The following is a 26219-nucleotide window of genomic DNA, read 5'->3' on the forward strand; positions in this document are numbered from 1 at the left end:
TTCGTCTACGCACCCGACCGGATCATGACCAACGCGCACGTCGTCGCCGGCGTCGACAACCCGTTCGTCGCGGTGGGCGACCGCCGCCTTCAGGCCGAGACCGTCGTCTACGACCCCGAGCTCGACGTCGCGGTGCTCGCCGTCAGCGGCCTGGACCTGCCGGCGCTCGAGTTCGACACCTCGGGCGAGCGGGGCGCGTCGGCGGCCGTCCTCGGCTACCCCGAGAACGGCCCCTTCGACGCCCGTGCGGCACGCATCCGCGCCGAGCAGCGGCTGCGCAGCCCCGACATCTACAACACCGACGCCGTCACGCGTCAGGTGTTCTCGATCCGCAGCCTGGTGCGCTCGGGCAACTCCGGCGGACCGCTGGTCTCCGACGCCGGCGACGTCTACGGCGTCATCTTCGCCGCGTCGGTCAGCGACAGCTCCACGGGCTACGCCCTCACCGCCGACCAGGTCGCCGACAACGCCGCCCGCGGTCGCGACGCCACCCAGGAGGTGTCGACGGGCGCCTGCGCCTGACGCCTCGCGTCAGGTGGGGTCTGGGAGACTGACGAGGTGCGTGCAGCCCTCGCCTTCCTCCTCGGTCTCCTCGCCCTCGTGCTCACCGCCGTCGCCACCCCGGCCCTGTGGCTGGAGCGCAACGTGGTCGACGAGACGGGCTACGTCTCGCTCGTCGACCCGCTCGGACGCGACGCCGCGTTCCAGGACGCGCTCGCCACGACGCTGACCGACGCCGTGCTCGCCCGCGCCGACCTGTCGTCGACGGTGGACGAGACCGCGCGGCCCGTGCTGCTCCAGGTGGCGCAGAACCTCACCCGCCTGCCGGGCTACGCCGACGCGTGGACCGAGACGAACCGCCGCTCGCACGCGCTCGTCTTCGACGGGTCGCAGTCCGGCGAGGTGGCGATCGACGTCGCGCCGCTGGCTCAGCTGCTGGCCGACGAGTCCACCGGACGCCTCGGCGTCGACCTGCCGGTGCCGTCGACGCTGCCGGTGACGGTCGGTGGCGAGCAGGAGCGCCGGGCCGTCGACGCCTCGACGACGCTCGACCCGCGTGCCTACTACCTCGCCGGCGCGGCGCTGCTGCTGGCCGTCCTGTGCGTGGCCGCGGCGAGACGCCGTTCGACCGCCGTGCTGTGGCTCGGCATCGGGACGCTCGTGGTGGCCGGCCTGCTCAAGGCGACTGCGGCCGTCGTCCTGCCCGAGCTGGCGCGGGCGAGCGGCTCGTCCGACCTCGGTGACCAGGTGATCGAGCTGCTGCGTCAGGCCGCCGGCTCGTCCTTCGACGGCTGGCTGCTCGCCCTCGGCGGCCTCGGCGTCGTCCTGCTCGTCCTCGGTGGCATCGCCCGCGTCGTCAGCCGCCGGCACGACGCCCCGGCCTGAGCCCCACGCGTCGCAGGATTCCCAGGTTCACCTGGGAATCGGGCGACACCACGGGGAACTTCCCGGGGTGTCGGGGGTTTCCCAGGTGAACCTGGGAAACCGTCAGGCGTCGAGGGAGGCCTTGGAGGGCTTGCCCTTGAGGGCGGCGGGGATCTGCTTGGAGGTCGCGATGGTCTTGACCGGGGCGCGGACCTTCTTGATCTTGCGGATGCCGATCAGCACCAGCAGCGCGGCGAGCAGCACGTAGAAGCCGGTGACGATGAGGAACGCCCAGGCGGGGTGCAGGCCGGCCATCACGATGAAGTACGCGACGGTGAACGACAGCAGGATGACGATCAGCAGGCCGAGGAACCCGGCGACCGCGAGGAGCGCCGCCCCGACGCCACCGGCCTTGACGCTGACCTTCAGCTCGGACTTGGCCAGCGCGATCTCGGACTGGACGAGGGTCGAGACGTCGCGGCTGGCGTCGGCGACCAGTCGTCCGATCGTCGGCTCGGCGTTCGGCTCGACCTTGCTCATGGACCACCCCTGCGTTGACGTCACGACCGTCTCACCCTAGAGGACATGCGCCGGCGCCGCCGCGCCGCAGCCGCCGGGCGTCGATAGGGTCGGGTATGTCCTGATCCCGACGGGGGGAGCCGACGTGGTCGAGCACTGCGAGGTGCCGGTGTTCGTGTACGCCCGGTCGTTCGGCGACCGCGACCCCATCGAGGGCCTGGAGTGGGCCCGGCGCGAGGCCGCCGGTCGCGATCCGGGCTACGAGACGTTCGTCGACGGCCGGCCCGGCGAGTGGAGCGCGTACGCCGCGCTCGCGGCACGGCTGCGCGAGGTGCACGGGCCGACGCGGATCATCATCACGCCCTCGATCGAGCACTTCGGTGCCGGTCAGCCCGGTCCCCGCTTCGCTCGCGGCATCGAGCTGTGCGAGCAGACCGGCGGCGGTCTGCTCGTGACCCGGCGCGTCGAGATCGACGTCGCGGAGCACCGACGGACGCTCGAGCTCTTGCACGAGGCCATGCTCCGGCGCAAACGGGACCCGGCGGCGCGGGACTGACGGCACAGTAGGTCACGGACGGGTCTCGGCTCGGTCACGGACCAGACACGTCAGTCCTCCCAGTGGACGACCGTCCCCGCGCTCGGGAAGCGTGGGCCACGACGTCCGACCGGCGCGGGGGCCCGGTCGGACGTCGGACTTCTCGGACACCCCCGACCCGGAGGCGTCGTGCTCGCTCGGCTCCGCCTGGCCCGACGGCTGGCCCACCGCCACCGGGTGCCGTTCGCCGTCGCGTGGGTGCGCGCCGGGGCGCTCGGTGACCCCGACGCCGTGCGGCGTCGCCTGGACGAGCAGCGCCGCCGACGCTGACGCGCGTCCTCAGGACGTCGCGACGAGGACGAGGCCGCTGGCGAACAGCACGCCGACCAGGCAGGCCATCGTCCAGGCGACGGCGCGCAGCCGGGTGCGGAACGCGGGCCGCTCCTGCGGCAGCGCGAACACCCGCGCGGGCCAGTGCCGCCACGAGACGTACGCGAACAGCGCGGCCGCCGCGCCGAGCACCAGGCCGCGCAGGGCCTGCACGCCCCACAGGCGGTCGTCGGCGACGGCCCACGTCACCCCGCTGACGGCGATCGCCGCGAGCAGCGCGACGACGCGCCACCGGTTGCCGTGCGCGAGCGCGACCAGGAACGACTCGTGCTCCTCGTCGTCGGAGAAGAACGCCGCGGCGCGGGGCTGGGCGACGAGCAGGGAGTAGCCCATCGCCCCGGCCCACACGCCCAGCAGCCCGACGTGGACGACCGCGGCCGCGTCGGCCAGCACCTCAGTCGTCGGTGCTCGCGGACTTCATGCCGCTCGAGATCTGGTCCATCACCGAGCTGTCGGCCAGGGTCGTCACGTCGCCCACGTCGCGCTTCTCGGCGACGTCGCGCAGCAGGCGGCGCATGATCTTGCCCGAGCGCGTCTTGGGTAGCTCGGGCACCACCATGATCGACTTGGGACGCGCGATCTTGCCGATCTCCTTGGCCACGTGCGCACGCAGCTCCTCGACGATGTCGGCGCCGCCGTCGCCGGCAGACTCGCGCAGGATGACGAACGCGACGGGGGACTGGCCCGTCGTCTCGTCGGACGCGCCCACGACGGCCGACTCGGCCACCTTCGGGTGCGACACGAGCGCCGACTCGATCTCGGTGGTCGACAGCCGGTGGCCGGACACGTTCATCACGTCGTCGACGCGGCCGAGCAGCCAGATGTCGCCGTCGTCGTCCTTCTTGGCGCCGTCGCCGGCGAAGTACATGTCGGTGAAGCGCGACCAGTAGGTGTCCTTGTAGCGCTGGTCGTCGCCCCAGATCGTGCGCAGCATCGCCGGCCACGGCTCGGTGATGACGAGGTAGCCGCCCTCGCCGTTGGCGACGGGGGTGCCGGTGTCGTCGACGACGTCGGCGCTGATGCCCGGGACCGGCGTCATGGCCGAGCCGGGCTTGCCCGCGGTGACGCCGGGCAGCGGCGAGATCATGTGCCCGCCGGTCTCGGTCTGCCACCAGGTGTCGACGATCGGCGTGGTGCCGCCGCCGATGTTCTCGCGGTACCAGACGTACGCCTCGGGGTTGATCGACTCGCCGACCGTGCCGAGGATGCGCAGGCTCGACAGGTCGTGCTCGGCGGGGATCTCGGCGCCCCACTTCATGCAGGTGCGGATCGCGGTGGGCGCGGTGTAGAAGAGCGTCACGCCGTACTCGGCGATGATCTCCCACCACCGGCCCTTGGTGGGGGTGTCGGGCGTGCCCTCGTAGAGCACCTGCGTGGCGCCGGCGGCCGTGGGCCCGTAGGCGATGTAGGAGTGGCCGGTCACCCAGCCGACGTCGGCGGTGCACCAGTAGACGTCCGTGTCGGGCTTGTGGTCGAAGACCGCCTCGAACGTGTACGACGTCTGCACCAGGTAGCCGCCGCTCGTGTGCAGGATGCCCTTGGGCGAGCCCGTGGTGCCCGAGGTGTACATGACGTACAGCGGGTGCTCGGCGTCGAAGGCCTCCGGCGTGTGCTCGGTGGACTGGGAGTCGACCACGTCGTGCCACCACACGTCGCGGTCGTGCCACTCGACGTCCTGGCCGGTGCGCTTGACCACGAGCACCGAGCGGACGTCGGGGCAGCGCTCCATCGCCTCGTCGACGGCGGGCTTGAGCGCGCTGGCGGACCCGCGACGGTTCTGGCCGTCGGCGGTGATGACGACCCGGGCGTCGCAGTCCAGGACGCGGCTCGCGAGCGCGTCGGAGGAGAAGCCGCCGAAGACGACTGTGTGCGTGGCCCCGATGCGGGCGCACGCGAGCATCGCGGTGACCGTCTCGGGGATCATCGGCATGTAGATGGCGACGCGGTCGCCGGCCTCGACGCCGAGCGAGACCAGCGCGTTCGCGGCCTGGCTGACGTCGTCCTTGAGCTGGGCGTAGGTGATCGTGCGGGTGTCGCCGGGCTCGCCGACGAAGTGGAACGCGACCTTCTCGCCCTTGCCCGCCTCGACGTGCCGGTCGACGCAGTTGTAGGCGACGTTGAGCCGGCCGCCGACGAACCACTTGGCGAACGGCGGGTCGGTCCAGTCGAGGACCTCGGTGTACGGCGTCTCCCACGACAGCTTGTCGGCCTGCTCGGCCCAGAACCCCAGGCGGTCCTGGGCGGCGCGCTCGTACGCGTCGGCCTTGACGTTCGCGGCGGCGGCGAGGTCGGCGGGAGGCTCGAAGCGGCGCTCCTCGTGGCTCAGGTTGGACAGGCCCTGGGTCTGCTCGGTCACGGGTCGGCTCCTTCGACGGGGCGGTCGGGTGTGGCTGGCTGGCAGGCGGGAGGTGTGGCGGCGGTCACCAACCTACTCCCGCAGATCGTGGGGTCGCACGGGCTGTACCGGGGGCCGAGGGGGACGGGTGCGCGCCCCGGGTGCCGCGGCTCTGCGCGGCACCCGGGACGGCGTCGACCCCCGTCGGTCGTGACCTCAGTGCTCGGTGGCGCCCTCGGCGCCCGCACCGGTGAGGGCGCGGACCTCGAGCTCGTCGTGCTTGGCCTCGGCGGTGGGCTCACGGGAGGTGAGCGTGCCGATCGCGCCCATCAGGAACCCGAACGGGATCGAGACGAGGCCGGGGTTCTTCAGGGGGAAGAACGCCCAGTCGCTGTCGGGGAACAGCGCCGTCGGGTCGCCGGACACCACGGGGCTGAACAGCACGAGCAGCAGGGCCGAGCCCAGGCCGCCGTAGATGCTGAACACCGCTCCGCGGGTGTTGAAGCGCCGCCAGAACAGGTTGTAGATGAGCGACGGCAGGTTCGCCGACGCCGCGACGGCGAAGGCGAGCGCCACCAGGAACGCGATGTTCAGCGACTGCGCCGGGATCGCCAGCGCGATCGCGACGCCGCCGATGACGAACGCCGAGATCCGCGCGACCTTGACCTCGTCCTTCTCCGACGCCTGGCCCTTCTTGAAGATGCTCGCGTAGAGGTCGTGCGCGACCGACGACGCCGAGGTGAGCGTCAGGCCGGCGACCACCGCGAGGATCGTCGCGAACGCCACCGCGGAGATCAGGGCGAGCAGGATCGCTCCGCCCGTCGTCCCCTCGCCGCCGCCGACGGCCTGGGCGAGCAACGGCGACGCCAGGTTGCCGCTGCTGGCCGCCACCTCGCTCTCGGGGCCGGTGTCGACGAGCGCCGCGGCACCGAAGCCGAGGATGAGCGTCATCAGGTAGAACGTGCCGATCAGGCCGATGGCCCAGAGCACCGAGGTGCGGGCGTCGCGCGAGGTGGGCACGGTGTAGAAGCGGATCAGGATGTGCGGCAGGCCGGCCGTGCCGAGCACCAGGGCGATGCCGAGCGACAGGAAGTCCAGCTTGGACGTGAACGTCGCGCCGTACTGCAGCCCGGGGCTGAGGAACGCGTCGCCCTTGCCGGAGTTCGACGCCGCGGCGCCGAGCAGCTCGGACAGGTTGAAGCCGAACTTGGCGAGCACCAGGACGCTGATGAGCAGCGTGCCCGTCATGAGCAGGACGGCCTTGACGATCTGCACCCAGGTGGTGCCCTTCATGCCGCCGAAGACGACGTACACGATCATCAGCAGGCCGACGCCCACGATGGTGATGTTCTTGAGCGCCTGGCTGTCCACGCCGAGCAGCAGCGAGACGAGCGTGCCCGCGCCGACCATCTGGGCGAGCAGGTAGAAGATCGAGACCGCGACGGTCGACGTCGCCGCCGCGGTGCGCACCGGCGTCTGCCGCATCCGGTACGCCAGCTGGTCGGCCATCGTGTACCGACCGGAGTTGCGCAGCAGCTCGGCGACGATGAGCAGCGCGACGAGCCACGCCACGAGGAAGCCGATCGAGTACAGGAAGCCGTCGTACCCGTAGAGCGCGATGGCCCCGGAGATGCCGAGGAACGACGCGGCCGACATGTAGTCGCCCGAGATCGCCAGGCCGTTCTGGAAGCCCGAGATGTTGCGGCCGGCGGCGTAGTAGTCCGCGGCGCCCGAGGTGTTGCGGCTGGCCCAGATCGTGATGCCGATCGTCAGGGCGACGACGGCCAGGAACAAGCCGGTGGTGAGGTTCTGCGAGCCGGACTCGCTGAGGGCGACGACGTCGTTCACTTGCCGACCTCCTGGTCGAAGCCGTCGCGGAGCCGGGTGGACAGGGGGTCCAGGCGGCTGTTGGCGAACCGTGCGTAGGCGATGGCGATGCCGAACGTGGAGACGAACTGCAGCAGGCCGAAGAGCAGCGCGACGTTGATGTTGCCGAACACGGGGGTGCTCATGAAGCCCGGTGCCCAGTTCGAGAGGACCACGAACAGCAGGTACCAGACCATGAAGGCGATGGTGGTGGGCACGACGAAACGCACGAAGCGGCGCTTGAGCTCGGTGAACTCGGGCTCGGCGTGGATGCGTTCGTAGGCGTCGTGCGTGGCTTGCGAGGTGCGGTCGACCACGGCGTCTCCTGGGGGTGTGGACGGGACGGCGCGCCGACGGGTGCGTGGCGCCGCGACGTGACGGCGGTCACGACGGACCGACCGTAGGGCGGTGCGCCCGCTGTGTGCCAGGTCACGCGGCGGCGGGGCGGCAGGGGTGCGACCCGCTGCGGTGTGCGGACGTCGACGTGCGACGAGCGGTCGGTGGGGCGCGACGAGCGGCAGGAGGTTGCGCAGGTGTCACACCACGTTACGGTTGAGTATCGCAACCGTCTCGGAGAGGACTCGACGCTCGTGCGCACCCCAGGACACCTCACCACCGCCGCGGCGGGTCCGTCGCGCCGCTCGCTCCTCGGGCTCGGCGCGGGCGCGGGCCTGGCCCTGGCGACCGGAGCGGCGGCCCCGGCCGTCGCCCGCGGGACCTCGTCGCTCGCCCCCGCGGCGCGCCGGGCCGAGCGGGTGCTGCGGGCCGGCAACGCGCGCTTCGTGAGCGGTACGCAGCGTCATCCGCACGAGTCGCTCGAGTGGCGCCGGAGCCTGACGAAGGGTCAGCACCCCATCGCCGTCGTGCTCGGCTGCGCGGACTCGCGTGCCACGCCGGAGCTGGTGTTCGACGAGGGCCTCGGCGACCTGTTCGTCGTCCGCTCGGCCGGCGAGGTGCTGGACGACGCAGTGATCGGCAGCATCGAGTACGCCGTCGAGCACCTCGACGTCGCGCTCGTCGTGGTGCTCGGGCACGCCGACTGCGGCGCGGTGGGGGCCACCGTCGACGTGGTGCGCGGTGACGGCGAGGCCACCGGCTTCGTGAGCTCGCTGGTCCGCTCGATCGAGCCCGCCGTGCTGAGCACCCCCGAGCAGGACGACGACGTCGCCTTCCGCGCCGCCTGCGTCGCCGAGCAGGCCCGGCGCACCGCCACGATCCTGCAGGAGCGGTCGATCGTGCTGCGCGAGGCGGTGGACCGCGGCGCCCGGGTCGTCGGTGCCACCTACGCGCTCGACGACGGCCGGGTCAGCTGGCTGTGAGCCGCCCTGTTGGGGGAGGTCGACGGTTTCAGGAGGCATCCTTCTCGCCCATGTGGAGGACGCGGGCGGGGTAACTGCGTGTTCGGGTTGAGGTGGTTCGCCCGTTTCCGTACCGTCATGGGTGAGCCGCCCCTGGGACCCGAGACCCCGGGGCGGTTCTTCATGTCCGGGTCGTCACCTCAGGGGTCGGCGCGCTCGACGCGGAGTCGCTCGGGCGTGTGCAGGCGCACCATGGTGCGCGCCACGTTGGACGGCGTGCGGTGCTGCGTCAGCAGCGAGACGCCGATCATCAGGCCGAAGCCCAGTGGCACCGACCAGGCGGCGGGCTGGGCGAGCAGCACCTGCCACCACGCGTCCCCGGTGCCCGTCGCGATCGTGGCCGCGACTGCGCCGCCCGCGGCGGCGCCGCCGCCGACGAGCCCCGCCACGGCACCGGGCGCGGTCAGCCGCCGCCACCAGATGCCCAGCACGAGCAGCGGGCAGAACGTGGACGCGGCCACCGCGAAGGCGAAGCCCACCGAGCTGGCCACCGGGATCGAGTCGGTGCCCAGCGCGAGCGCCAGTGGCACCACCACCGACAGCGCCGCCGCGACCCGGAAGGCGGCCACGCCGCCGAGCCGCCGCCCGAGGACGTCCTGCGCGACGACGCCGGCCACCGACATCGTCAGCCCCGACGAGGTCGACAGGAACGCGGCGAACGCGCCGGCGACCAGGAGCGCGGCGAGGAGGTCGCCGAGGCCGCCGCCGACGACGCGCCCCGGCAGCTCGAGCACGACGATGTCGCTGCGTCCGTCGGCCACGAGGTCGGAGGCGTAGACGCGGCCGAGCACGCCGTAGACGCCGGGGAGCAGGTAGAACGCCCCCAGCAGGCCGAGCACCAGCAGCGTGGTGCGGCGGGCCGCACCCCCGTCGGGGTTGGTGTAGAAGCGGACGACGACGTGCGGCAGGCCCATGGTGCCGAGGAACGTCGCGAGGATGATGGAGTAGACGGCGTAGAGGCCGGGTCCGCCACCCTCGAGGGGTCGCACCCACGACCCGCTCGCACCCGCGGCCGTCGGGCCGGGGGCGCCGTCGCCGAACCAGGCGGCGACGCACAGGACGAGCGGCACGAGCAGGGCGGTGAGCTTGAGCCAGTACTGGAACGCCTGGACGAAGGTGATGCTCCGCATGCCCCCGGACACGACGTTGGCGACGACGACCACGGCGACCACCACGCTGCCCACCCAGGTGGGTGCGCCGGTGACCGAGCGCAGGGTCAGGCCGGCGCCCTGGAACTGCGGCATCAGGTACAGCCACCCCACCACGACGACCATCGCGCTGGCCACGCGCCGCACGGTGCGGGACTGCAGGCGCACCTCGGTGAAGTCGGGGATCGTGTACGCGCCCGAGCGGCGCAGGGGTGCGGCGACGAGCACGAGCAGCAGCAGGTAGCCGGCCGTCCAGCCCACGGGGTACCAGAGCATGTCGACGCCGGCGACCAGGACGAGTCCCGCGACGCCGAGGAAGGACGCGGCCGACAGGTACTCGCCGCCGATCGCCGAGCCGTTGAGGAACGGGCTGACCGACCGGGACGCGACGTAGAAGTCGCTGGTGGTGCGGCTGAACCGCAGCCCGTAGGCACCGATGGCCAGCGTCGCCACCGACACCAGGGCGACGGCGACGACGCCGTAGGTGGCGCTCACGCGTCAGGGCCGCTCGACGAGGTCGGCGAAGTCGCGCTCGGCCCGCTCGGACGCGCGGACGTAGGCCCACCCCAGGGCGAACAGGGGCGGGTAGACGCCGGCGCCGAGGATCACCCAGGCGAGCGGGACGCCGGCCAGGCGCCACGCGAACAGCTCGGGGTAGGCCGCGAACGCGAGCGGCAGCGCGCCGATCGTCGTGGCGAGCGCGAGGACGGTGAGGAGCGCGAGACGCAGCTGCGTCCGCACCAGGGAGCGCATGTAGACCTCGCCGACGCCCGTGGACTCGTCGATCTCCTGCTCGACCGACCGGCGCTGCAGGGGGCGCGCGCGGGTGCGGGGGCTCGTGACGCGGACCCGGCGCGGGGTCTCGGTCACGGCCGGGCGCCCTCGGGGGCGGGACGGCCGAGCAGCTCGCGCAGCTCACGGGCGTGGCGGCGGGCGACCTGCAGCTCGACGGCGTCGTCGCCGTGGCGCACGACCACCGAGCAGCGTCCGGTCGACGCCCGCAGCTCGACGACGTCGGCCAGGCCCACCACCAGGCTGCGGTGGATGCGGACGAAGCCGGCGCCGTCCCACGCCTCGGCGAGCGTCGTGAGCGGCAGCCGGACGAGGTGCGAGCCCCCGTCGCGGGTGTGCAGGCGCACGTAGTCGCCCTGGGCCTCGACGTACGCGACGTCGGCGCGCGGGACGAAGCGGGTGACGCCGCCGAGCTCGACCGGGATCGTCTCGTGGGCGGTGGCGACGCGCGGGGCCTCGCCGCCCGCGGCGAGCACACGTCGCACGGCCTCGGCCAGCCGCTCCTCGCTGACGGGCTTGAGCAGGTAGTCGACGGCGTGGATCTCGAACGCGTCGACGGCGTGGTCGTCGTGGGCGGTCACGAACACCACCCGCGGCGGTCGTCGGAACTGTGCGAGCACCCGGGCGACGTCCAGGCCGCTCATGCCGGGCATGGCGATGTCGAGGAAGACCGCGTCGACGTCGCCGTCCTGCAGCGCGGCCAGCGCGGCGGGGCCGGACGTCGCCGACCGCACCTCGCCGACGCGGTCGTCGCGGCCCAGCAGCCACACCAGCTCGTCCAGCACGGGCTGCTCGTCGTCCACCACCAGGACGCGCAGCACCTCGCTCATGCGGCGCAGTCTAGGCCCGCCGCCCGGGTGTCCTCCTCCGTCCGCGATCCGATGGGTTGGCGGGGTTCTGACCGCCGGGAACCCCCAGAACCCATCGGACCGCGGACGGGAGGGGGCGTTCAGTCGTCGCCGAGGCCGCGGGCGGCGAGGGCGTCGCCGGTGGTGCGGGCGCGTCCGACGGTGCGCACCACCATCGGGACGAGCAGGGCGCGCGGGTCGCGCTCGAGGCCGCGCGCCTTCGCGGCCTGACGGGTCTCGACGGCCACCTCGAGCACCTGCGGGATCGCACGGATCGTCAGCGCCATCGCGAATGCGACGCGCTCGGGGCTGACGCCGAACCGGCGCAGCGGCCCGCAGGCGCGGGCGATCGCGTCGACCGTCGCGTCGGTGGGCGTCGTGGCGGTGACGACGGTGGCGGCGAGCACGAGCGAGAGCAGGTCGGCCACCACCTCGACGGCGACGAGGGGGCCGAGGCGCCACAGCTGGATGCCGCCGAGCACGACGGCGACGAGGAGGATCGGCCGGAGCGCGCGCAGCGTCCGGCGCGTGCCCGTGCGGCTCACGCACGCCAGCGCCACCGCGAGCGCCAGCAGCGCCAGCCCCGAGACGGGGCCGCGCAGCACCACGACCACGACGCCCATGACGGCGAGGCCGAGCAGCTTGGCGCCGACGGGCGCGCGGTGCAGCGGCGTGGTGCCGGGGCGGTAGAGGCCGAGGAGCGTCTGGGGCGCGCTCACGTCGCGTCGACCTCGGCGCAGTAGCGGGCGACGGCCTCGGCGGGGTCGCCGTCGTGCACCACGGCACCGTCGGCGACGACCAGCACGCGGTCGCAGCGGGCGGCGAGGTCGAGGTCGTGCGTGACGAGCACCAGCTGCTGGCGCAGGCCGAGCAGGGCGTCGCCGACCGCGCGGGTGTTGCGACGGTCGAGCAGCGTGGTGGGCTCGTCGGCCACCACCACGTCGGGGCCAGCGGCCAGCACCCCGGCGAGCGCGAGCATCTGCTTCTGCCCACCCGAGAGCGACTGGACGCTGACGTCGGCGAGGTGCCCGAGCCCGTACCCGTCCAGCACCACGACGGCGCGGGCGCGGCGCTCGTCCGCGTCCTTGACGGTGCGGCGCAGCGACAGGGCGACGTCCTCGGCGGCGGTGGGCATGACGAGCTGGGCGCCCGGGTCGGTGAACACGAACCCGACCCGGCGACGGACGGCGGCGCCGTCGCGCACCGTGTCGAGGCCGTCGACGGTGACGGTGCCCGCGGCGGGCTCGACGAGCCCGTTGAGCAGGCGGGCGAGCGTGGACTTGCCCGAGCCGTTGGCGCCGACGAACGCGATGCGGTGCTCGGTCAGCGTCAGCGACGTGCGCTGCAGGATGACGACGTCGTCGTCACCGGGTGCGGTGACGACGACGTCGCGCAGGGCGAGCTCGGGCACGCGTCAGCGTCGACGCGGCAGCAGGTCGGGGAAGGCACGGTGGACGCTGACGGCGACGACGGCCACGAGCGCGCACTTGACCAGGTCACCCGGCCAGAACGGCAGGTCGTACAGCACGGCCTGGCCGAACGACGTCTCGGGGATGCGCAGCCACAGGCCGACGATGCCCATCGGGTGGATGAACACGACGCTGCCGGCGAGCACGCAGGCGAAGACGAGGGGGATGCTCGCGACGACGCGCTGACGGGGCAGGCGCTCGACCAGGAAGCCGATCAGCAGGGTGGCGAACGGCCACGCGAGGATGTAGCCGACCGACGGGCCGGCGAGCACGGCCAGGCCGCCCGCGCCGCCGGAGAAGATCGGCAGGCCGGCGAGCCCGAGCACGACGTACAGCAGGACGGCGAGCGTCCCGCGACGGGCACCGAGCACCGCGGCGCCCAGCCCGATCGCGAAGGTCTGCAGCGTGATCGGCACCCCGCTGCCGAGGGGGATGCCGGGGATCAGGGCGCAGGTGGCGGTGAGCGCCGCGAAGAACGCGACGAGCGCGAGGTCGGCCGGCGCGAGGCGGCGCGCGGGACGCGTCGGGGTGGTGGTCATGACGGCCTTCGGGCTCGAGCGGACCTGAACGCTGTTCAGGTGAACGGCGTTCAGGTTAGGGTCGGCCCCGACCGGTGTCAACGACGAGGGGACCTGCCGTGCGTCACAGCCGCGCCGACGTGGTGAGCCGTGCGCTCGCCGTCCTCGACCGCTACGGCCTGGCCGACCTGACGATGCGCCGGCTCGCGTCCGAGCTCGACGTGCGGCCGAGCGCGCTGTACTGGCACGTGGCCAGCAAGCAGGAGCTGCTCGCCGCCGTCGCCGACGAGCTGCTGGCGCGCGGCGCGCGTCCGGCCCCGCCCGCCCGCACCGCGTGGGACGACCTCGTGCGCCACCACGCGTCCGTCCTGCGCGACGCGGTGCTCGCCTACCGCGACGGCGCCGAGGTGGTGGCCACCACGCGTGCCTTCGGGATGGGCGCGCGGCAGCCGTTCGACGACCTCGTCGCCGCGCTGTCCGGCGGCTGCGACCCCGACGTCGCCCACGGCGCCGCCACCACCTTGTGGCACTTCGTCCTCGGCCACGCCGGCGACGAGCAGACCCAGCTCCAGGCCGGCAGCGCGGGCGCCGTCACGGGCGTCGAGGAACCGGCGTCGGCGGACGGGTCCGACGTGGCGAGCTCGGCCACCGCGTCCTTCGACCTCGGCGTCGACCTCATCGTCGCCGGCGTCCGCGCCCGGGCCCCCACCCCCACCTGACCGCGGGGCTACCAGGAGGCGTGGAGGGGGCGGCCCTCGTCGTAGCCGGCGACGCTCTGCTGGCCGACGACGGCGCGCTCGTGCAGCTCGTCGACGGTGCGGGCGCCGGCGTACGTCGCCGCCGAGCGGACGCCGGCGACGATCTGGTCGACGAGGTCCTCGACGCCGGGGCGGTCGGGGTCGAGGAACATCCGCGACGAGCTGATGCCCTCCTCGAACAGCGCCATCCGGGCGCGCTCGAAGCCGGCGGCGTCGCGGGTGCGGTTGGAGACGGCGCGGGCCGAGGCCATGCCGAACGACACCTTGTACGGACGGCCGTCGGCGTCCGCGCGCAGGTCGCCGGGGCTCTCGTACGTGCCGGCGAACCACGACCCGATCATCACGCTGGCCGCCCCGGCCGCCAGGGCGAGCGCGACGTCGCGCGGGTAGCGGACGCCGCCGTCGGCCCAGACGTGGGCGCCGGCCGCACGGGCCGCCTCGGCGCACTCGAGCACGGCGGAGAACTGCGGACGGCCGACGCCGGTCATCATCCGGGTGGTGCACATGGCACCCGGGCCCACGCCGACCTTGACGATGTCGGCGCCGGCCGCGACGAGGTCGGTGGCACCCTCGGCCGACACGACGTTGCCCGCCGCCATCGGCACCCGACGTCCGGTGGCGTCGGCGTGCGCGTCGCGCGCGGCGCGGACCAGCGGCAGCGCGTCGACCATCTTCTGCTGGTGCCCGTGCGCGGTGTCGACGACGAGCACGTCGACGCCCGCCTCCAGCAGCGCGGTGGTCTTGGCCGTGACGTCGCCGTTGATGCCCACGGCCGCGCCGACGAGCAGCGCGCCGGCGGCGTCGAGGGCGGGGGAGTAGATGGTCGAGCGCAGCGCGCCGGTGCGCGTCATCACGCCGAGCAGCGTGCCGCCGTCGAGCACGGGCGCGTACTCGAGGTGACGGCCGGCGAGCGCGTCGAACATGTCCTGCGGGCCCTGGGCGGCGTCGAGGGTGAGCATGTCGCTGCTCATCACCTCATGGACCTGGGTGAACCGGTCGACCTCGATGCCGTCGCGCTCGGTGACGACGCCGAGCGGCTTGCCGTCGCGGACGACGAGCACCGCGCCGTGGGCGCGCTTGGGCAGCAGGCCCAGCGCCTCGCCGACGGTGGTGTCGGGGGTGACGGTGACCGGGGTGTCGAAGACGGGGTGCGCGGCCTTGACGCGGCGGACGGCGTCGGCGACGACCGGCAGCGGGATGTCCTGGGGGATGATCGCGACGCCACCGCGCCGGGCCACGGTCTCGGCCATCCGCCGGCCCGACACGGCCGTCATGTTGGACACCACGAGCGGCAGCGTGGTGCCGAGCCCGTCGGGCGTGGTCAGGTCGACGTCCAGGCGCGAGGCGACGTCGGAGCGCGCCGGCACCATGAAGACGTCGCTGTACGTGAGGTCGTGCTGGGGCTGACGGTCGTGGAGGAATCGCACCCGGCGACCCTACCGCCGCGCGAAACCCCTCGGAGTGGCGCGAGGACCCTCTCGCGGAGGGTCAGGCGGCGAGCGCGACGACGCCGGCGGGCGTGGGCGCGGTGGCCCGCTCGTGCGCGGCCAGGACCAGCGTGGCCTGGTGGACGAGGTCGAGCATGCGCAGGCCGAGGGCGTGGCAGACCGCTCCGAGCACCTCCGAGGAGGGCTCCTTGTGGCCGCGCTCGATCTCGGACAGGTAGGCCAGGGAGACGGTGGACGCCGACGCCAGCTCGCGCAGCGTCATGCCCTTCTCGGACCGCGTGCGGCGCAGCAGCGCGCCGAACACCTCCCGCAGGAGGGGCTCGTCCCGGCTCGCGTCGTGCGCGGGTGCGGTGGGCAGGGCGGTGACCGTCATGGACCGAGCCTATGACCGTCCACCGACAGCGACCAGGAGACCGGGCCACCGTTCGCTCAGGGCGGAACGGCGCGCCCGCTATGCGGTGGTCTGCGGGGCGAACTTCGGCACCCGGACGACGACGCGCGTGCCCGCCCCGGGCGCGGTCTCGATGACGATGCCGTACTCGTCGCCGTACACCGTGCGCATCCGCTCGTCGACGTTGCCGAGGCCGACGGAGTCGCCGGCGCCGTCACCCGCGAGGGCGGCCCGGACGCGCTCGGGGTCCTCGCCGACGCCGTCGTCCTCGATCGTGATGACGCACTCGTGCCCGGCGTCCTCGGCGGCGACGCTGATCGTCCCCTCGCCGGGCTTGCGCTCCAGCCCGTGCCGCACGGCGTTCTCCACCAGCGGCTGGATCGACAGGAACGGCACGGTCACGCTCAGCACCTCCGGCGCGACGGTGATGCGCACGCGCAGCCGGTCGCCGAACCGGGCCTTCTCGAGCACGAGGTACCGCTCGATCGAGCGCAGCTCCTCGGCGAGGGTGGTGAAGTCGCCGTGGCGCCGGAACGAGTACCGCGTGAAGTCGGCGAACTCGAGCAGCAGCTCGCGGGCCCGCTCGGGGTCGGTGCGCACGAACGACGCGATCGCGCCGAGCGAGTTGTAGACGAAGTGCGGCGAGATCTGCGCCCGGAGCGCCCGCAGCTCGGCCTCCATCAGCGCGGTGCGCGACTTGTCCAGCTCGGCGAGCTCGAGCTGGCCCGAGACCCAGCGCGCCACCTCCGTGCTCGCGCGCACCAGTCCGGCGGACGCGTCGTCGGTCATCACCACGACCGACCCGACGACGGTCGACGGCACGTCCGTCCCGACGCCGACGGCCAGCGGCGCGACGATCGCGTGGCCGAGCGGCCCGTCGGGCGTCCTGACGACCTGGGTGCTGCCGGACGTCATCGCCGAGGTCGCGAGCGCGCCGACGGCGTCGCGCCAGGACCGTCCGGCGCCGTCCCAGGCCAGGACGCGGTCGGTGTCGGTGAGCGCGACGGCCGGGGCGCCCAGCAGCTCGCGCAGGTGCGGCAGCGCCCGCTCGGCGCTGGCGGCGTCGAGCCCCCCGCGCAGGTACGGCGCCGCCAGGGAGGCGGTGTGCAGGGTGGCGTAGGTGGCGCGGTCGGCCGGCGACCCCAGGGTGCGCCGCGACCTCAGCAGCACCGCGGCCAGCACCAGGAGCGCGAGCGCGGTGAGGACGCCGCCCACCACCGCGACGCCGACGCTGCCCATGGTCGGAGTCTGCCAGTCAGGCGGCGCCCGAGCGGTGACGTCCGCGCCCGAGGGCCGCGGGCACCGGCTCGGGCTCGTCGGGCCACGTGTCCGGCGTGCCGACGTCGCGGACGACGGCGCGGCTGAGCACGTACAGCGCGCACAGCAGGAGCAGGGCGGCGAGCACGGCGGTGGTGGTGACGAACCCGAACGCGGTGACGAGGACGCCGGTGAGCAGCGGCCCGAGCGGGACCGTCACGTGGGTGACGAAGTTGGTGGCCGTCGAGATGCGTCCCTGCAGCGACTCGGGCGTGGTGGTGAGCAGGTACGAGCTGACCCCGGCGATCATCACCGGCTGCGCACCGATGCCGATCGGCAGGAGCAGGCAGACGGCCACCGGGTGCACCGTCCACACCAGCGGGGTCACGGCGACGACCATCGCGAACGCCGACGCGATCGCGATCCAGCCCGTCCCGACCCGGTCGATCACCTGGGGAGCGGCGGTCGCCCCCGCGAGGCCGGCCAGCCCCGAGGCGGTCTCGGTGAGGCCGATGACGAACGGCGACCAGCCCGCGTCGAGCATCCGCAGCGCCACCAGCAGCAGGACGGCCGCCGTCACCAGGTTGCTCATCGCGGCGTAGACGAAGAACGCGCGGCGGAACGGCGAGCGCACCACGAACCGCAGGCCCTGGACGAGGTCCGAGCGCAGCGTGGTGGCGACCTCGCGCTCGGGGGCGGCGAGCGACCCGCGGATCGCGAGCGCGCAGAGGACCGACGCGAGGTATCCGGCCGCCGCCGCGGCGAACGGGGCCCACCGGGTCAGGCCGAGCGCGAGGCCCGACAGCGGGCCGCCGCCGAGGTCGGCGACGCTGCTGCGCGCGACGTTCTGGCTGATCGCCGCGGGCAGGTCGTCGCGGTCGACGAGCCGGCGGATCGAGGCCATCTCGGCCGGACGGCTGAACGCCTCGCCGCACCCGCTGAGCAGCGCCACGGCGGCGAGGTGCGTCGTCGTCAGGTCGGCGACGAGGGCCGCGGCGACGACGCTGCCGTACCCGGCGAGGCCGAGCAGGCTCGTGCCGAGCAGGACGAGGCGCCGGTCGACCCGGTCGACGACGACGCCCGCCGGAAGCACCAGCAGCACGAAGCCGACCATCGCCATGGCGGCGACCCAGCCGGCCTCCAGCGCCGACCCGGACACGGCGAACGCGATGAGCGGGAGAGCGAACGCCGCCATGGCGCCGCCGAGCTCGCGAAGCGCACCGCCCGACCACAGCAGCGTGAAGTCACGGTTGCGGGCGAGCCGCGTGTAGTGCCCCATCTGCCTCCCGCCACGAACCGGACGAACGTGGCGATCAACATAGATCGGCCGCCGGTCGCAGCGGGAGGTTTCGGGCGAGAAGGCGTCCGAACCGTGATGCGGCAGGGGTCAGCGGAAGTCGACCAGCAGCCCGCCGTCGTCGCCGGGCGCCGTCTCGGGCGCCGGCAGGGCCGACCGCACGACGGTGGCCCGGTCGCACTCGGTGCGGTACCGCAGGCGCAGCCCGCCGGTGCCGCGGACGTGCTCGGCGTACAGCTCGCGCACCTGCTCCTCGATGCCGGCGCGGTCGTCGGCGGTGCGCTCGGCGACGTACGACCGGCTGGCGACCAGGGCCAGCAGGCCGGGCAGGTCGATCTGCTGCCAGTGCCCGAAGACGGCGCTGCGGTGGTCGGTGAACAGCTCGGAGGTCAGGTAGGCGCGGTGGTCGTCGCCCCGGGGCTCGGCGTCGGCGGGCCTGATGGCGGCCATCAGGCGACGCACCCAGGGGATGGACTCGTCGAGCCGGTTCCAGACCACCGACAGCAGGCCGTCGGGACGCAGCACGCGGGCGATCTCGGGCAGCGCGAGACCGGGGTCGAACCAGTGGAACGCCTGCGCCGCCACCACGACGTCGAAGCTCGACGACGCGAAGGGCAGGTGCTCGGCGGGGGTGCGCACCACGTCGACGCCGAGGTCGGCCGGCATCTGCTCGAGCATCGGGCCGGACGGGTCGGTGGCGACGACCTCGTGGCCCCAGCCGGCGAGCGCGGCCGTCAGCTGTCCGGTGCCGGCGCCCAGCTCGAGGACGCGCGAGCGCATCCCGTCGGTGAGCCAGCGGGTGGCGCGGTCGGGGTAGGGCGGGCGTCCGCGGGCGTACGACTCCGCGACGGCGTCGAACCGTCCCGACCTCGACTCCCGCACCGCGTCGTCCATGGACAGGACGCTAGCAACCCTCCGAGCGGGCCCACGTACGCTGCGTGGCGTGGCAGCCGACCCGTTCGACGAGCACGCCCACCTCGAGGGGGTGCCGTCCGCCTTCGCCGGCGTCCGCGACGGCATGGATGCGCTGCTGCGCGACCGCGGGCTCCGCCGGAGCACCCCCGACGTCACCGGCGAGTCGTTGCTGCGCGGGGCGGACGCGTCGGCGTCGCTCGAGACCGGGACGAGCGACCTGGAGGCCCTGCGCGAGGGGCGCGGCGACGCCGTGGCGATGGCCTGCGCCCGGATGTCGACCCAGCTGCTCGGGCTCGTGCCCGTGTGGCAGCGCTCGCCCCTGCAGGCGCTCGCGCGGGTGCACGCCCTCGTCGCCGCCGGACAGGTGCCGGACGAGGACCTCGGCCGTCCCTTCCAGCCCTCCGGCTCGGCCCGCCTGGGCACCCTCGCCCGGACGCTCGCCCAGCCCACGCAGGCGCCGGGCCTCCTCGTCGCCGCGATGGTGCACGCCGAGGTGGTGGCCGCCAACGCGTTCGTCTCGCACAACGCCGTGGTCGCGCGGGCGGCCGAGCGCCTGGTGATGGTGGCGCGCGGCGTCGACCCGGCCAGCGTCACCGTGCCCGAGGCCGGCCACGCCGCCCGCCCCCGCGCCTACGCCGGCGCGCTCGAGGCGTACGCCGGCGGCGAGCCTGCGGGCGTCCACCGCTGGCTGCTCTACTCCGCCGAGGCCCTCGCGCTCGGCGTCGAGGCCACCCCGCTCTCCCCCCGCTGACGAGAGTCTCTGGATCGTGGCTGGTCTCTGGATCGTGGTCGCTCCGGCGACCACGATCCAGAGATCCACGTCGACGGGGCAGCCGCACAGACGGACGGCGCCGCCCCGGAACCGGGGCGACGCCGTCCTGGCGCAGCCGGCTCGGTGACCATGCGTGCTGTCATCAACGTCTGCGCGGGTCCGCTCCACCACGGTGGTGGCCGGGTTCCCGAGGAGACTTCCCCATAGGACGGGTGATCGCCGCGTGGTGCTGCCGGGCTGCTGTGCCGACTGTGGAGTTCTGAGGTCCGTTCTACGCCCCTCGTCCACCTGAGGGAAGAGGTACTGGAGCGTCACCTGTTGTGCGCGGATTCACGAGCCGCCGCGCAGCGTCCTCAGCCCAGGTGCGTCCCGAAGAAGTCCTCGATCCGCCGCCACGCGTCCGCCGCGGACGCCGGGTGCGGCCCGAGCCCGCCGACGCGCATCAGCGGACGGAGCACCTTCGGGCCCACCGGGGCGTCGTTCATGAACGAGTGGCTGGCCTGCGGGTACTCCTTGACGTCGTGCGCGACGCCGGCCCGGGTGAGCGCGCCCTCCAGGTCGGCGGCCGCACCCTTGAGGGACGGGTCCCTGCCACCGAAGCTGCCGACGACGGGGCAGGCGTCGGCGACGGCGGCGTCGAGGTCCTTGGGCAGCTGGCCGTAGTTGACGGCCGCGGCGTCGAACCCACGCGACGCCGCGAGGATCGCGAACCCGCCGCCCATGCAGAAGCCGATGACGCCGACGCCGCCCGCGCAGTCGTCCTGCCCGGCCGTCCAGGCCCGGGTCGCCTCGATGTCGCTGAACGCACGCCCGTGCCCGGCGAACATGGCGCGGAACGTCGAGACGAGGCAGCGACGCGCGCCGCCCGCGCTGAACAGGTCGACGGCGACGGCCAGGTAGCCCGCGGCGGCGAGCCGGTCGGCCTGGCGGCAGGTCACCTCGTCGAGCCCGAACGCCTCGTGCACGACCACCACGCCGGGCCACGGGCCGTCGCCGGCCGGGCGCGAGACGTACGCTCGCAGCTCGGGCGAGGCGCCGTCGACGCCGGTGGTGGGGACGGTGGTCAGCGCGGGCAGGGTCACGCGCCCCACCGTAGGGACGGGGCCGCTACTCCGCGCGGCGGCGACGCAGCTGGCGCGCGACGACGCCCGCCGACACCGCCCCCAGTGCCAGCCCGACGACGGCGACCTTGCTGCCGGTGGTCTCCAGCGGACGGGGACGCAGCGCGACCGGCCGCTCGAACTCCAGCACCGGCCAGCCGTTCTCCTGGGCCGCGCGGCGCAGGGGCTTGTCGGGGTTGACGGCGAAGCCGTGGCCGACCGCGGCGAGCATGGGCACGTCGGTCTCGGAGTCGGAGTAGGCGAAGCAGCGGTCGAGGTCGTACCCCTCCTCCGCGGCCATCTCGCGGATGGCGACCGCCTTGTTCTCGCCGTACGCGTAGAACGAGATCTCGCCGGTGTAGCGACCGTCGACCTCGACCAGGCGGGTGGCCACCACCTTGTCCGCGCCGAGCATCTCGCCGATCGGGTCGACCACCTCGGCGCCCGAGGCCGACACGATGACGATGTCGCGCCCCGCCGCGCGGTGCCCCTCGATCAGCTCGACGGCCTCGGCGTAGACGAGCGGCTCGACGATCGTGTGCAGCGTCTCGGCGACGATGTCGCGGACCGTCTGGACGTCCCACCCGCTGCACAGGTCGGTGAGGTACGCCCGCATCTTCTCCATCTGGTCCTGGTCGATGCCGTTGATGCCGAACATGAACTGGGCGTAGGCGCTGCGCAGGACCGAGCGTCGGTTGATCAGGCCGCCGGCGTAGAACGGCCGGCCGAACGCGAGCGTGCTCGACTTGGCGATGATCGTCTTGTCGAGGTCGAAGAACGCCGCCTCGCGCGCCGGACCTCCGGGCTGGCCTGGGCTCACGCGACCAGCATAGGTGGGGTGGACGGCCCGCTCCGCGTCCACAGGGTGACGTCCGCGACCCCGTCGTCCACAGATCGTCCGCACGGGGTGTCCGTCCGGCCGGTGGAGCACGAGGCTGCGGCCATGAGCCCAGACGTCCCCCTCCCCGTCGACCGCCGTCCGGTCGTGGTCACCGCCGACGAACAGGTCCTCGAGGAGCTGCTCCGGCTCTGCGCGGCCGCCGACGTCGTGCCGGTCGTGGCCGGCGACGTCGCCTCGGCCCGCCGCGCCTGGACGTCGGCGGCCGTCGTGGTGGTCGACGCCGTCGAGGCCGCCCTCCTCGCGACCCACTCGCCACCACGCCGATCCGAGGTCCACCTCGTCGCCCGGCGGGGGGACGGCGAGGGCGCGTGGCGCAGCGCGGTCGCCCTCGGCGCCGAGCACGTGCACGTCCTGCCCGACGACGAGCGCGCCCTCGTCGACGCCCTCGCGGCCTCCGTCGAGCCGGCTGCCGACGACTCGGCCGTGGTGGCGGTCGTCGCCGGCAGCGGGGGAGCCGGCGCCAGCACCCTCGCCGCGGCGCTCGCCGTCACCGCCTCCCGTCGTGGCGTCGCGACGCTGCTCGTCGACGCCGACCCGCTCGGTGGTGGCATCGACCTCGTGGTCGGGGCCGAGGAGTCCCAGGGGCTCCGCTGGCCCGACCTCGCCGGCACCCAGGGCCGGCTCAGCGGCGAGTCCCTGCGCGAGGCCCTGCCCCGGACGGCAGGGCTCTCGGTGCTGTCGTGGGACCGCGGCGACGCGCCGGCGGTCTCCGCCGAGTCGATGCGCTCGGTGCTCGCGGCCGGACGCCGTGCCGGCTCCCTCGTCGTGGTCGACGTGGCCCGCCGCCTCGACCCCGCGGCCGAGGAGGCGCTGCTCGTGGCCCACCGGACGCTGCTCGTGGTCTCGGCCGACGTGCGCGGCGTGGCGGCGGCCACCCGCACGCTCGCCTCCGTCCGCGAGCTCACCGGCGACGTCGGCCTCGTCGTCCGCGGGCCCGGGCCGTCCGGCCTGGACGCCGACCTCGTCGCGTCCACGCTGGGAGCACCGCTGGTCGCGCGCGTCCGGGACGACCGCCGGCTGGCGGCCGCGGTCGACGAGGGCCTCGGGCCGGTCGCTCACCGCCGCAGCAGCGTCGCGGTCGCCGCGGGCCAGGTGCTCGAGGTCGTGCGCCCGGCACGGGACGTCGCGTGAGCGTCGCGCCCGACGTCGTCGACCGCGTGCGGGCGAGCCTGGCCGAGGACGGCACCGACGCCACCCCCGCGCGGGTCGCCGCAGCCCTGCGCCGCAGCGGCCGGCTGTACGGCGACGCCACCGTGCTCGCCGTCGTCGACGAGCTGCGCCGCGACACGCTCGGCGCCGGGCCGCTCGACGCGCTCCTGCGGCGACCCGGCGTCACCGACGTCCTCGTCAACGGGCCCGACCAGGTGTTCGTCGACGCCGGCGCCGGTCTCGAGCCGGCGGGCGTCCGCTTCGACGACGACGAGCAGGTGCGGCGCCTGGCGTCCCGGTTGGCCGCCGCGGCCGGGCGACGACTCGACGACGCGAGCCCGTGGGTCGACGTCCGCCTGCCCGACGGCACCCGGTTCCACGCGGTGCTGGCGCCGCTCGCCCGCCCCGGCACCGCCCTGTCGCTCCGGGTACCCGCCCGGCGTGCGTTCACCCTCGACGACCTCCGCGCGGCCGGCGCCGTCGGGGCCGCGGGCGCGGCCGTCCTGCGCGCGCTGGTCGCCTCGCGCGCGGCGTTCCTCGTGACCGGTGGCACCGGCTCGGGCAAGACCACCCTGCTCGCCGCGCTGCTCGGCCTCGTCGACCCCGCCGAGCGCCTGGTCGTGGTCGAGGACGCCAGCGAGCTGCGCCCCGACCACCCGCACGTCGTGGGGCTCGAGGGTCGCCCGGTCAACGTGGAGGGGGCCGGGTCGGTGACGGTGCGCGACCTGGTCCGCCAGGCCCTGCGCATGCGACCCGACCGGCTGGTCGTCGGCGAGGTGCGCGGTGCCGAGGTCGTCGACCTCCTCGCGGCGCTCAACACCGGCCACGAGGGCGGGTGCGGCACCGTGCACGCGAACTCCGCCCGCGACCTGCCCGCCCGGATGGAGGCGCTGGGCGTCGCTGCCGGGCTGAGCCGCGCCGCCGTGCACAGCCAGCTCGTCGCGGCGCTCGACGTCGTCGTCCACCTCGACCGAGGCCGTGACGGCGTGCGCCGGGTGCGTGAGGTGGCCGTCGTGGAGGGCGGGGACGACGGGCTCGCCCGCACCAGCACGGCCGTCGCGTTCGACCCCGACGGCTCGGCCCGTGCCGGCCCCGGGGCCGCCCGCCTGGAGTCGGTGCTGGAGGAGCGGTGAGCGCCGCCTGGGCGGTGGCATCCGCCGTCGCGGCCGCGCTCGCCTGCCTCGAGCTGGCCCGGCCGTCGCCTCGGGCGGTGGCAGCCCGGCTCGGAGGGACCGCCCCCGTCCGGCTCCCGCCGCTGCGTCGGTTCCTTCCGGTCGTCGCCGTCGTGGTCGGGCTGCTGGCCCTGACGACGGCCCGCGCCGCGACGCTCCTGCTCGGCATGGCCGGTGCGCTGGTCGCCTGGGCGGCCCTCGACCTCCGACGCCGCCGGTACCTGCGGCTGGAGGCGACGGCGCGGCGCGACGCCGTCGCCGAGCTGTGCGACGCCCTGGTGGCCGGCCTCGGCGCGGGGGTGCCGGCCGAGACCGCCCTGTCCGACCTCGCTGACGACTGGCCCTTCCTGCGGCCGGTCGCCCGGACGGCCCGACTCGGTGGCGACGTCTCCCGGGCGTGGCGGGAGGTCGCCTCCCAGCGGGGAGCGGCCGACCTCGGGCACGTCGCCGCGGCGTGGGAGGTGTCGACCCGCACCGGGTCGCCGCTGGCGGCCACCGTCGCCCGCATCGCCGGAGCGCTGCGCGACGGCCAGGAGGTCCGGCGCGAGGTCGAGTCGTCGCTGGGGCCGTCCCGGGCCACGGCGCGGTTGCTCGCCGTGCTGCCCGTGCTCGGTCTGGGGCTGGGCGCGGGGCTCGGTGGCGACCCGCTGTCGACGATGTCGACCTCGGCCCCGGTGGCGGCCTGCGTGCTCGCCGGCGTGGCGCTCGCCGTCACCGGGGTGGTCTGGGTCGAGCGGGTGGCCGATGCCGCCGCAGGGACCTGACCCGTGCTCGCCGCCGTCCTGGCCGCTCTCGCGGTCGCCCTCGTGCTCCCGCCCCCGCCCGTCGAGCGCCTCCGGCTCGTCCTGGCGGCGCCGGACGAGACCGGGCCCGGTCCGCTCGCGCGGCTCCGGGCGGGTGCCTGGTGGACGTCGCCCTGGACGATCGCCGGCCTCGTGGCGCTCGTCGTCGTCTGGTTCGTGCCGAGCGGGCCGGGCCTGGTGCTCGCTGCCCTCGCCGGCCTCGGGGTGCGGACGTGGGTGTCGCGCCTGGAGAGCGGTGCGGTGCGCCGACGGCGCGAGCAGGTCACGCGCGACCTCCCGCTCGCGGTCGACCTCGTGGTGGCGGCCCTCGCCGCGGGCAGGCCGCCGTCCCTGGCACTGCGGGCGGCCGGCGAGGCGGTCGGCGGTCCGCTCGCCGACGACCTCGCGCGCGCCTGCGCGCGCATCGACCTGGGGGCCGACCACCTGGAGGTCTGGCACGAGCTCGGTCGCGACCCGGCACTCGGACCGCTCGGGCGCGCGTTCGCCCGCGCGGCCCGCACGGGCGCGTCGGTGGTCGACGTCCTCGACCACCTCGCCGACGACCTGCGCCGGCGGCGCCGGGGCGCGGCCCAGGAGGTCGCACGCAGCGTCGGGGTGCGCACGGCCGCACCGCTCGGACTGTGCTTCCTCCCCGCCTTCGTCCTGGTCGCGATCGTGCCCGCCGTCGCGGCCGTGTTCTCGACCGCCGTGGGCCCCGCGCTCGGCCGTTGAGCCCGGTCCAGACCCACAGGGTCGCGCCCGGTGCGGTTCCGTCCCCAGGTCGGCGCCGGAGGCGGCACCCGACGCCGCGGCGGACCCATGGTGTCGGCGTCGAACACAACGCCCCGGCCGGATCCGGGGCCCTCACCAGGAGGGTCTTCCATGACCACCACCACGCTGCGTCACCCCGTCCGCGCCCGTCGCACCGTCCTCGCCCGTCGCCGGGACGAGGCGGGCCTGTCCACCGCCGAGTACGCCGTCGGCACGCTCGGCGCCTGCTCGATCGCGGGCATCCTGCTCAAGGTCGCCGGCTCCGACTGGTTCATGGACATCGTCAAGATGATCATCGAGAACGCCTTCAAGGCCTTCCTCTGACCCAGTCGGCCACCGCGGGTCGCGCGCCGGGCCCCGTCC

General features: G+C 74.5%; 30 protein-coding genes. 12 read left to right on the forward strand and 18 right to left on the reverse strand.

The features are described 5' to 3' along the window. Together ACI6PP_RS17300 and ACI6PP_RS17305 are read left to right on the forward strand one after the other, a co-directional pair. The coding region (locus ACI6PP_RS17300) for a trypsin-like peptidase domain-containing protein (protein WP_421112863.1) at window positions 1–522 on the forward strand (522 nt) is incomplete at its 5' end. A 36-nt stretch (window positions 523–558) separates the two neighbouring features. Continuing rightward, window positions 559–1386 carry a hypothetical protein gene (locus ACI6PP_RS17305; RefSeq protein ID WP_421112864.1) on the forward strand — a complete coding sequence of 276 codons (828 nt, stop codon included), beginning with the start codon at window positions 559–561 and terminating at the stop codon, window positions 1384–1386. A gap of 102 nt (window positions 1387–1488) precedes the next feature. Here ACI6PP_RS17305 and ACI6PP_RS17310 read toward each other — a convergent pair whose 3' ends face one another. After that, window positions 1489–1905, reverse strand: coding sequence for a phage holin family protein (locus ACI6PP_RS17310; protein WP_421112865.1), 417 nt, complete (start codon window positions 1903–1905; stop codon window positions 1489–1491). Window positions 1906–2029: 124 nt separating this feature from the next. Here ACI6PP_RS17310 and ACI6PP_RS17315 point away from each other — a divergent pair, with 124 nt between their 5' ends. Together ACI6PP_RS17315 and ACI6PP_RS17320 are read left to right on the forward strand one after the other, a co-directional pair. Continuing rightward, complete coding sequence (locus ACI6PP_RS17315) at window positions 2030–2440, forward strand: hypothetical protein (protein ID WP_421112866.1); 411 nt, start codon at window positions 2030–2032, stop codon at window positions 2438–2440. A gap of 168 nt (window positions 2441–2608) precedes the next feature. After that, a complete protein-coding gene (locus ACI6PP_RS17320; RefSeq protein WP_421112867.1) occupies window positions 2609–2749 on the forward strand; it encodes a hypothetical protein in 141 nt (46 codons plus the stop codon). Window positions 2750–2758: 9 nt separating this feature from the next. Here ACI6PP_RS17320 and ACI6PP_RS17325 read toward each other — a convergent pair whose 3' ends face one another. The 4 genes from ACI6PP_RS17325 to ACI6PP_RS17340 form a co-directional block, all read right to left on the reverse strand. Further along, complete coding sequence (locus ACI6PP_RS17325; protein ID WP_421112868.1) at window positions 2759–3202, reverse strand: hypothetical protein; 444 nt, start codon at window positions 3200–3202, stop codon at window positions 2759–2761. A gap of 1 nt (window position 3203) precedes the next feature. Continuing rightward, complete coding sequence (gene acs / locus ACI6PP_RS17330; protein ID WP_421112869.1) at window positions 3204–5165, reverse strand: acetate--CoA ligase; 1962 nt, start codon at window positions 5163–5165, stop codon at window positions 3204–3206. Between the two features lie 195 nt (window positions 5166–5360). After that, window positions 5361–6992, reverse strand: a complete 1632-nt coding sequence (locus ACI6PP_RS17335) for a solute symporter family protein (protein WP_421112870.1) — start codon at window positions 6990–6992, stop codon at window positions 5361–5363. Next, window positions 6989–7327: a DUF485 domain-containing protein gene (locus ACI6PP_RS17340; protein ID WP_421112871.1), complete on the reverse strand. Its 339-nt coding sequence runs from the start codon at window positions 7325–7327 to the stop codon at window positions 6989–6991. The genes ACI6PP_RS17335 and ACI6PP_RS17340 overlap by 4 nt, the downstream gene beginning before the upstream one ends. 273 nt (window positions 7328–7600) lie before the next feature. On the opposite strand from ACI6PP_RS17340, the gene ACI6PP_RS17345 reads away from it, so the two are divergent. Then, on the forward strand, window positions 7601–8329 hold the full coding sequence (locus tag ACI6PP_RS17345; protein ID WP_421112872.1) for a carbonic anhydrase: 729 nt from the start codon (window positions 7601–7603) through the stop codon (window positions 8327–8329). A gap of 179 nt (window positions 8330–8508) precedes the next feature. Here ACI6PP_RS17345 and ACI6PP_RS17350 read toward each other — a convergent pair whose 3' ends face one another. The 6 genes from ACI6PP_RS17350 to ACI6PP_RS17375 all read right to left on the reverse strand — a co-directional run bounded on the left by ACI6PP_RS17350 (window position 8509) and on the right by ACI6PP_RS17375 (window position 13164). Further along, window positions 8509–10011 carry a sodium/solute symporter gene (locus ACI6PP_RS17350; protein WP_421112873.1) on the reverse strand — a complete coding sequence of 501 codons (1503 nt, stop codon included), beginning with the start codon at window positions 10009–10011 and terminating at the stop codon, window positions 8509–8511. A 3-nt stretch (window positions 10012–10014) separates the two neighbouring features. Next, window positions 10015–10386: a DUF485 domain-containing protein gene (locus ACI6PP_RS17355; RefSeq protein WP_421112874.1), complete on the reverse strand. Its 372-nt coding sequence runs from the start codon at window positions 10384–10386 to the stop codon at window positions 10015–10017. Continuing rightward, the gene (locus ACI6PP_RS17360; protein WP_421112875.1) at window positions 10383–11138 is read right to left on the reverse strand and encodes a LytR/AlgR family response regulator transcription factor; all 756 of its coding nucleotides are present in this window, start codon (window positions 11136–11138) and stop codon (window positions 10383–10385) included. Before ACI6PP_RS17360 ends, ACI6PP_RS17355 begins: the two co-directional genes overlap by 4 nt. A 119-nt stretch (window positions 11139–11257) precedes the next feature. Beyond that, window positions 11258–11875 carry an energy-coupling factor transporter transmembrane component T family protein gene (locus ACI6PP_RS17365; RefSeq protein ID WP_421112876.1) on the reverse strand — a complete coding sequence of 206 codons (618 nt, stop codon included), beginning with the start codon at window positions 11873–11875 and terminating at the stop codon, window positions 11258–11260. Continuing rightward, on the reverse strand, window positions 11872–12567 hold the full coding sequence (locus ACI6PP_RS17370; protein WP_421112877.1) for an energy-coupling factor ABC transporter ATP-binding protein: 696 nt from the start codon (window positions 12565–12567) through the stop codon (window positions 11872–11874). The genes ACI6PP_RS17365 and ACI6PP_RS17370 overlap by 4 nt, the downstream gene beginning before the upstream one ends. A gap of 3 nt (window positions 12568–12570) precedes the next feature. Beyond that, window positions 12571–13164 (reverse strand): biotin transporter BioY, encoded by a 594-nt coding sequence (locus ACI6PP_RS17375; RefSeq protein WP_421112878.1) that lies wholly within the window; start codon window positions 13162–13164, stop codon window positions 12571–12573. Between the two features lie 98 nt (window positions 13165–13262). Here ACI6PP_RS17375 and ACI6PP_RS17380 point away from each other — a divergent pair, with 98 nt between their 5' ends. Next, window positions 13263–13862 (forward strand): TetR/AcrR family transcriptional regulator C-terminal domain-containing protein, encoded by a 600-nt coding sequence (locus ACI6PP_RS17380; RefSeq protein ID WP_421112879.1) that lies wholly within the window; start codon window positions 13263–13265, stop codon window positions 13860–13862. A gap of 8 nt (window positions 13863–13870) precedes the next feature. On the opposite strand, the gene ACI6PP_RS17385 is transcribed toward ACI6PP_RS17380, so the two are convergent. The 5 genes from ACI6PP_RS17385 to ACI6PP_RS17405 all read right to left on the reverse strand — a co-directional run bounded on the left by ACI6PP_RS17385 (window position 13871) and on the right by ACI6PP_RS17405 (window position 19188). Further along, a complete protein-coding gene (locus ACI6PP_RS17385; RefSeq protein ID WP_421112880.1) occupies window positions 13871–15328 on the reverse strand; it encodes a GuaB1 family IMP dehydrogenase-related protein in 1458 nt (485 codons plus the stop codon). A gap of 61 nt (window positions 15329–15389) precedes the next feature. Then, entirely contained in the window at window positions 15390–15722 is a 333-nt protein-coding gene (locus ACI6PP_RS17390) for a helix-turn-helix domain-containing protein (RefSeq protein ID WP_421112881.1), read from the reverse strand. 78 nt (window positions 15723–15800) lie between these two features. After that, window positions 15801–16910 (reverse strand): sensor histidine kinase, encoded by a 1110-nt coding sequence (locus tag ACI6PP_RS17395; protein WP_476712943.1) that lies wholly within the window; start codon window positions 16908–16910, stop codon window positions 15801–15803. Window positions 16911–16995: 85 nt separating this feature from the next. Further along, on the reverse strand, window positions 16996–18276 hold the full coding sequence (locus tag ACI6PP_RS17400; RefSeq protein ID WP_421112883.1) for an MFS transporter: 1281 nt from the start codon (window positions 18274–18276) through the stop codon (window positions 16996–16998). A gap of 108 nt (window positions 18277–18384) precedes the next feature. Continuing rightward, a complete protein-coding gene (locus ACI6PP_RS17405) occupies window positions 18385–19188 on the reverse strand; it encodes a class I SAM-dependent methyltransferase (RefSeq protein WP_421112884.1) in 804 nt (267 codons plus the stop codon). A 49-nt stretch (window positions 19189–19237) separates the two neighbouring features. Between ACI6PP_RS17405 and ACI6PP_RS17410 the strand changes: the two genes are divergently transcribed. Then, window positions 19238–19960, forward strand: coding sequence for an oxidoreductase (locus ACI6PP_RS17410; RefSeq protein ID WP_421112885.1), 723 nt, complete (start codon window positions 19238–19240; stop codon window positions 19958–19960). Window positions 19961–20334: 374 nt separating this feature from the next. Here ACI6PP_RS17410 and ACI6PP_RS17415 read toward each other — a convergent pair whose 3' ends face one another. Continuing rightward, complete coding sequence (locus ACI6PP_RS17415) at window positions 20335–21063, reverse strand: dienelactone hydrolase family protein (RefSeq protein ID WP_421112886.1); 729 nt, start codon at window positions 21061–21063, stop codon at window positions 20335–20337. A gap of 25 nt (window positions 21064–21088) precedes the next feature. Further along, entirely contained in the window at window positions 21089–21901 is an 813-nt protein-coding gene (locus ACI6PP_RS17420; protein WP_421112887.1) for an HAD family hydrolase, read from the reverse strand. A 123-nt stretch (window positions 21902–22024) separates the two neighbouring features. On the opposite strand from ACI6PP_RS17420, the gene ssd reads away from it, so the two are divergent. The 5 genes from ssd (at window position 22025) to ACI6PP_RS17445 (ending at window position 26180) form a co-directional block, all read left to right on the forward strand. Continuing rightward, window positions 22025–23113, forward strand: a complete 1089-nt coding sequence (gene ssd, locus ACI6PP_RS17425; protein ID WP_421112888.1) for a septum site-determining protein Ssd — start codon at window positions 22025–22027, stop codon at window positions 23111–23113. Then, on the forward strand, window positions 23110–24264 hold the full coding sequence (locus tag ACI6PP_RS17430; RefSeq protein ID WP_421112889.1) for a TadA family conjugal transfer-associated ATPase: 1155 nt from the start codon (window positions 23110–23112) through the stop codon (window positions 24262–24264). Before ssd ends, ACI6PP_RS17430 begins: the two co-directional genes overlap by 4 nt. Beyond that, entirely contained in the window at window positions 24261–25067 is an 807-nt protein-coding gene (locus ACI6PP_RS17435) for a type II secretion system F family protein (protein WP_421112890.1), read from the forward strand. The genes ACI6PP_RS17430 and ACI6PP_RS17435 overlap by 4 nt, the downstream gene beginning before the upstream one ends. A gap of 3 nt (window positions 25068–25070) precedes the next feature. Next, window positions 25071–25817, forward strand: coding sequence for a type II secretion system F family protein (locus ACI6PP_RS17440; RefSeq protein WP_421112891.1), 747 nt, complete (start codon window positions 25071–25073; stop codon window positions 25815–25817). Window positions 25818–25967: 150 nt separating this feature from the next. Then, a complete protein-coding gene (locus ACI6PP_RS17445; protein ID WP_421112892.1) occupies window positions 25968–26180 on the forward strand; it encodes a DUF4244 domain-containing protein in 213 nt (70 codons plus the stop codon). Window positions 26181–26219: the final 39 nt, after the last annotated feature.

Origin of the sequence: Solicola agrisoli (genome assembly GCF_049059935.1) — a bacterium.
Taxonomy (GTDB): domain Bacteria; phylum Actinomycetota; class Actinomycetes; order Propionibacteriales; family Nocardioidaceae; genus JAURVT01.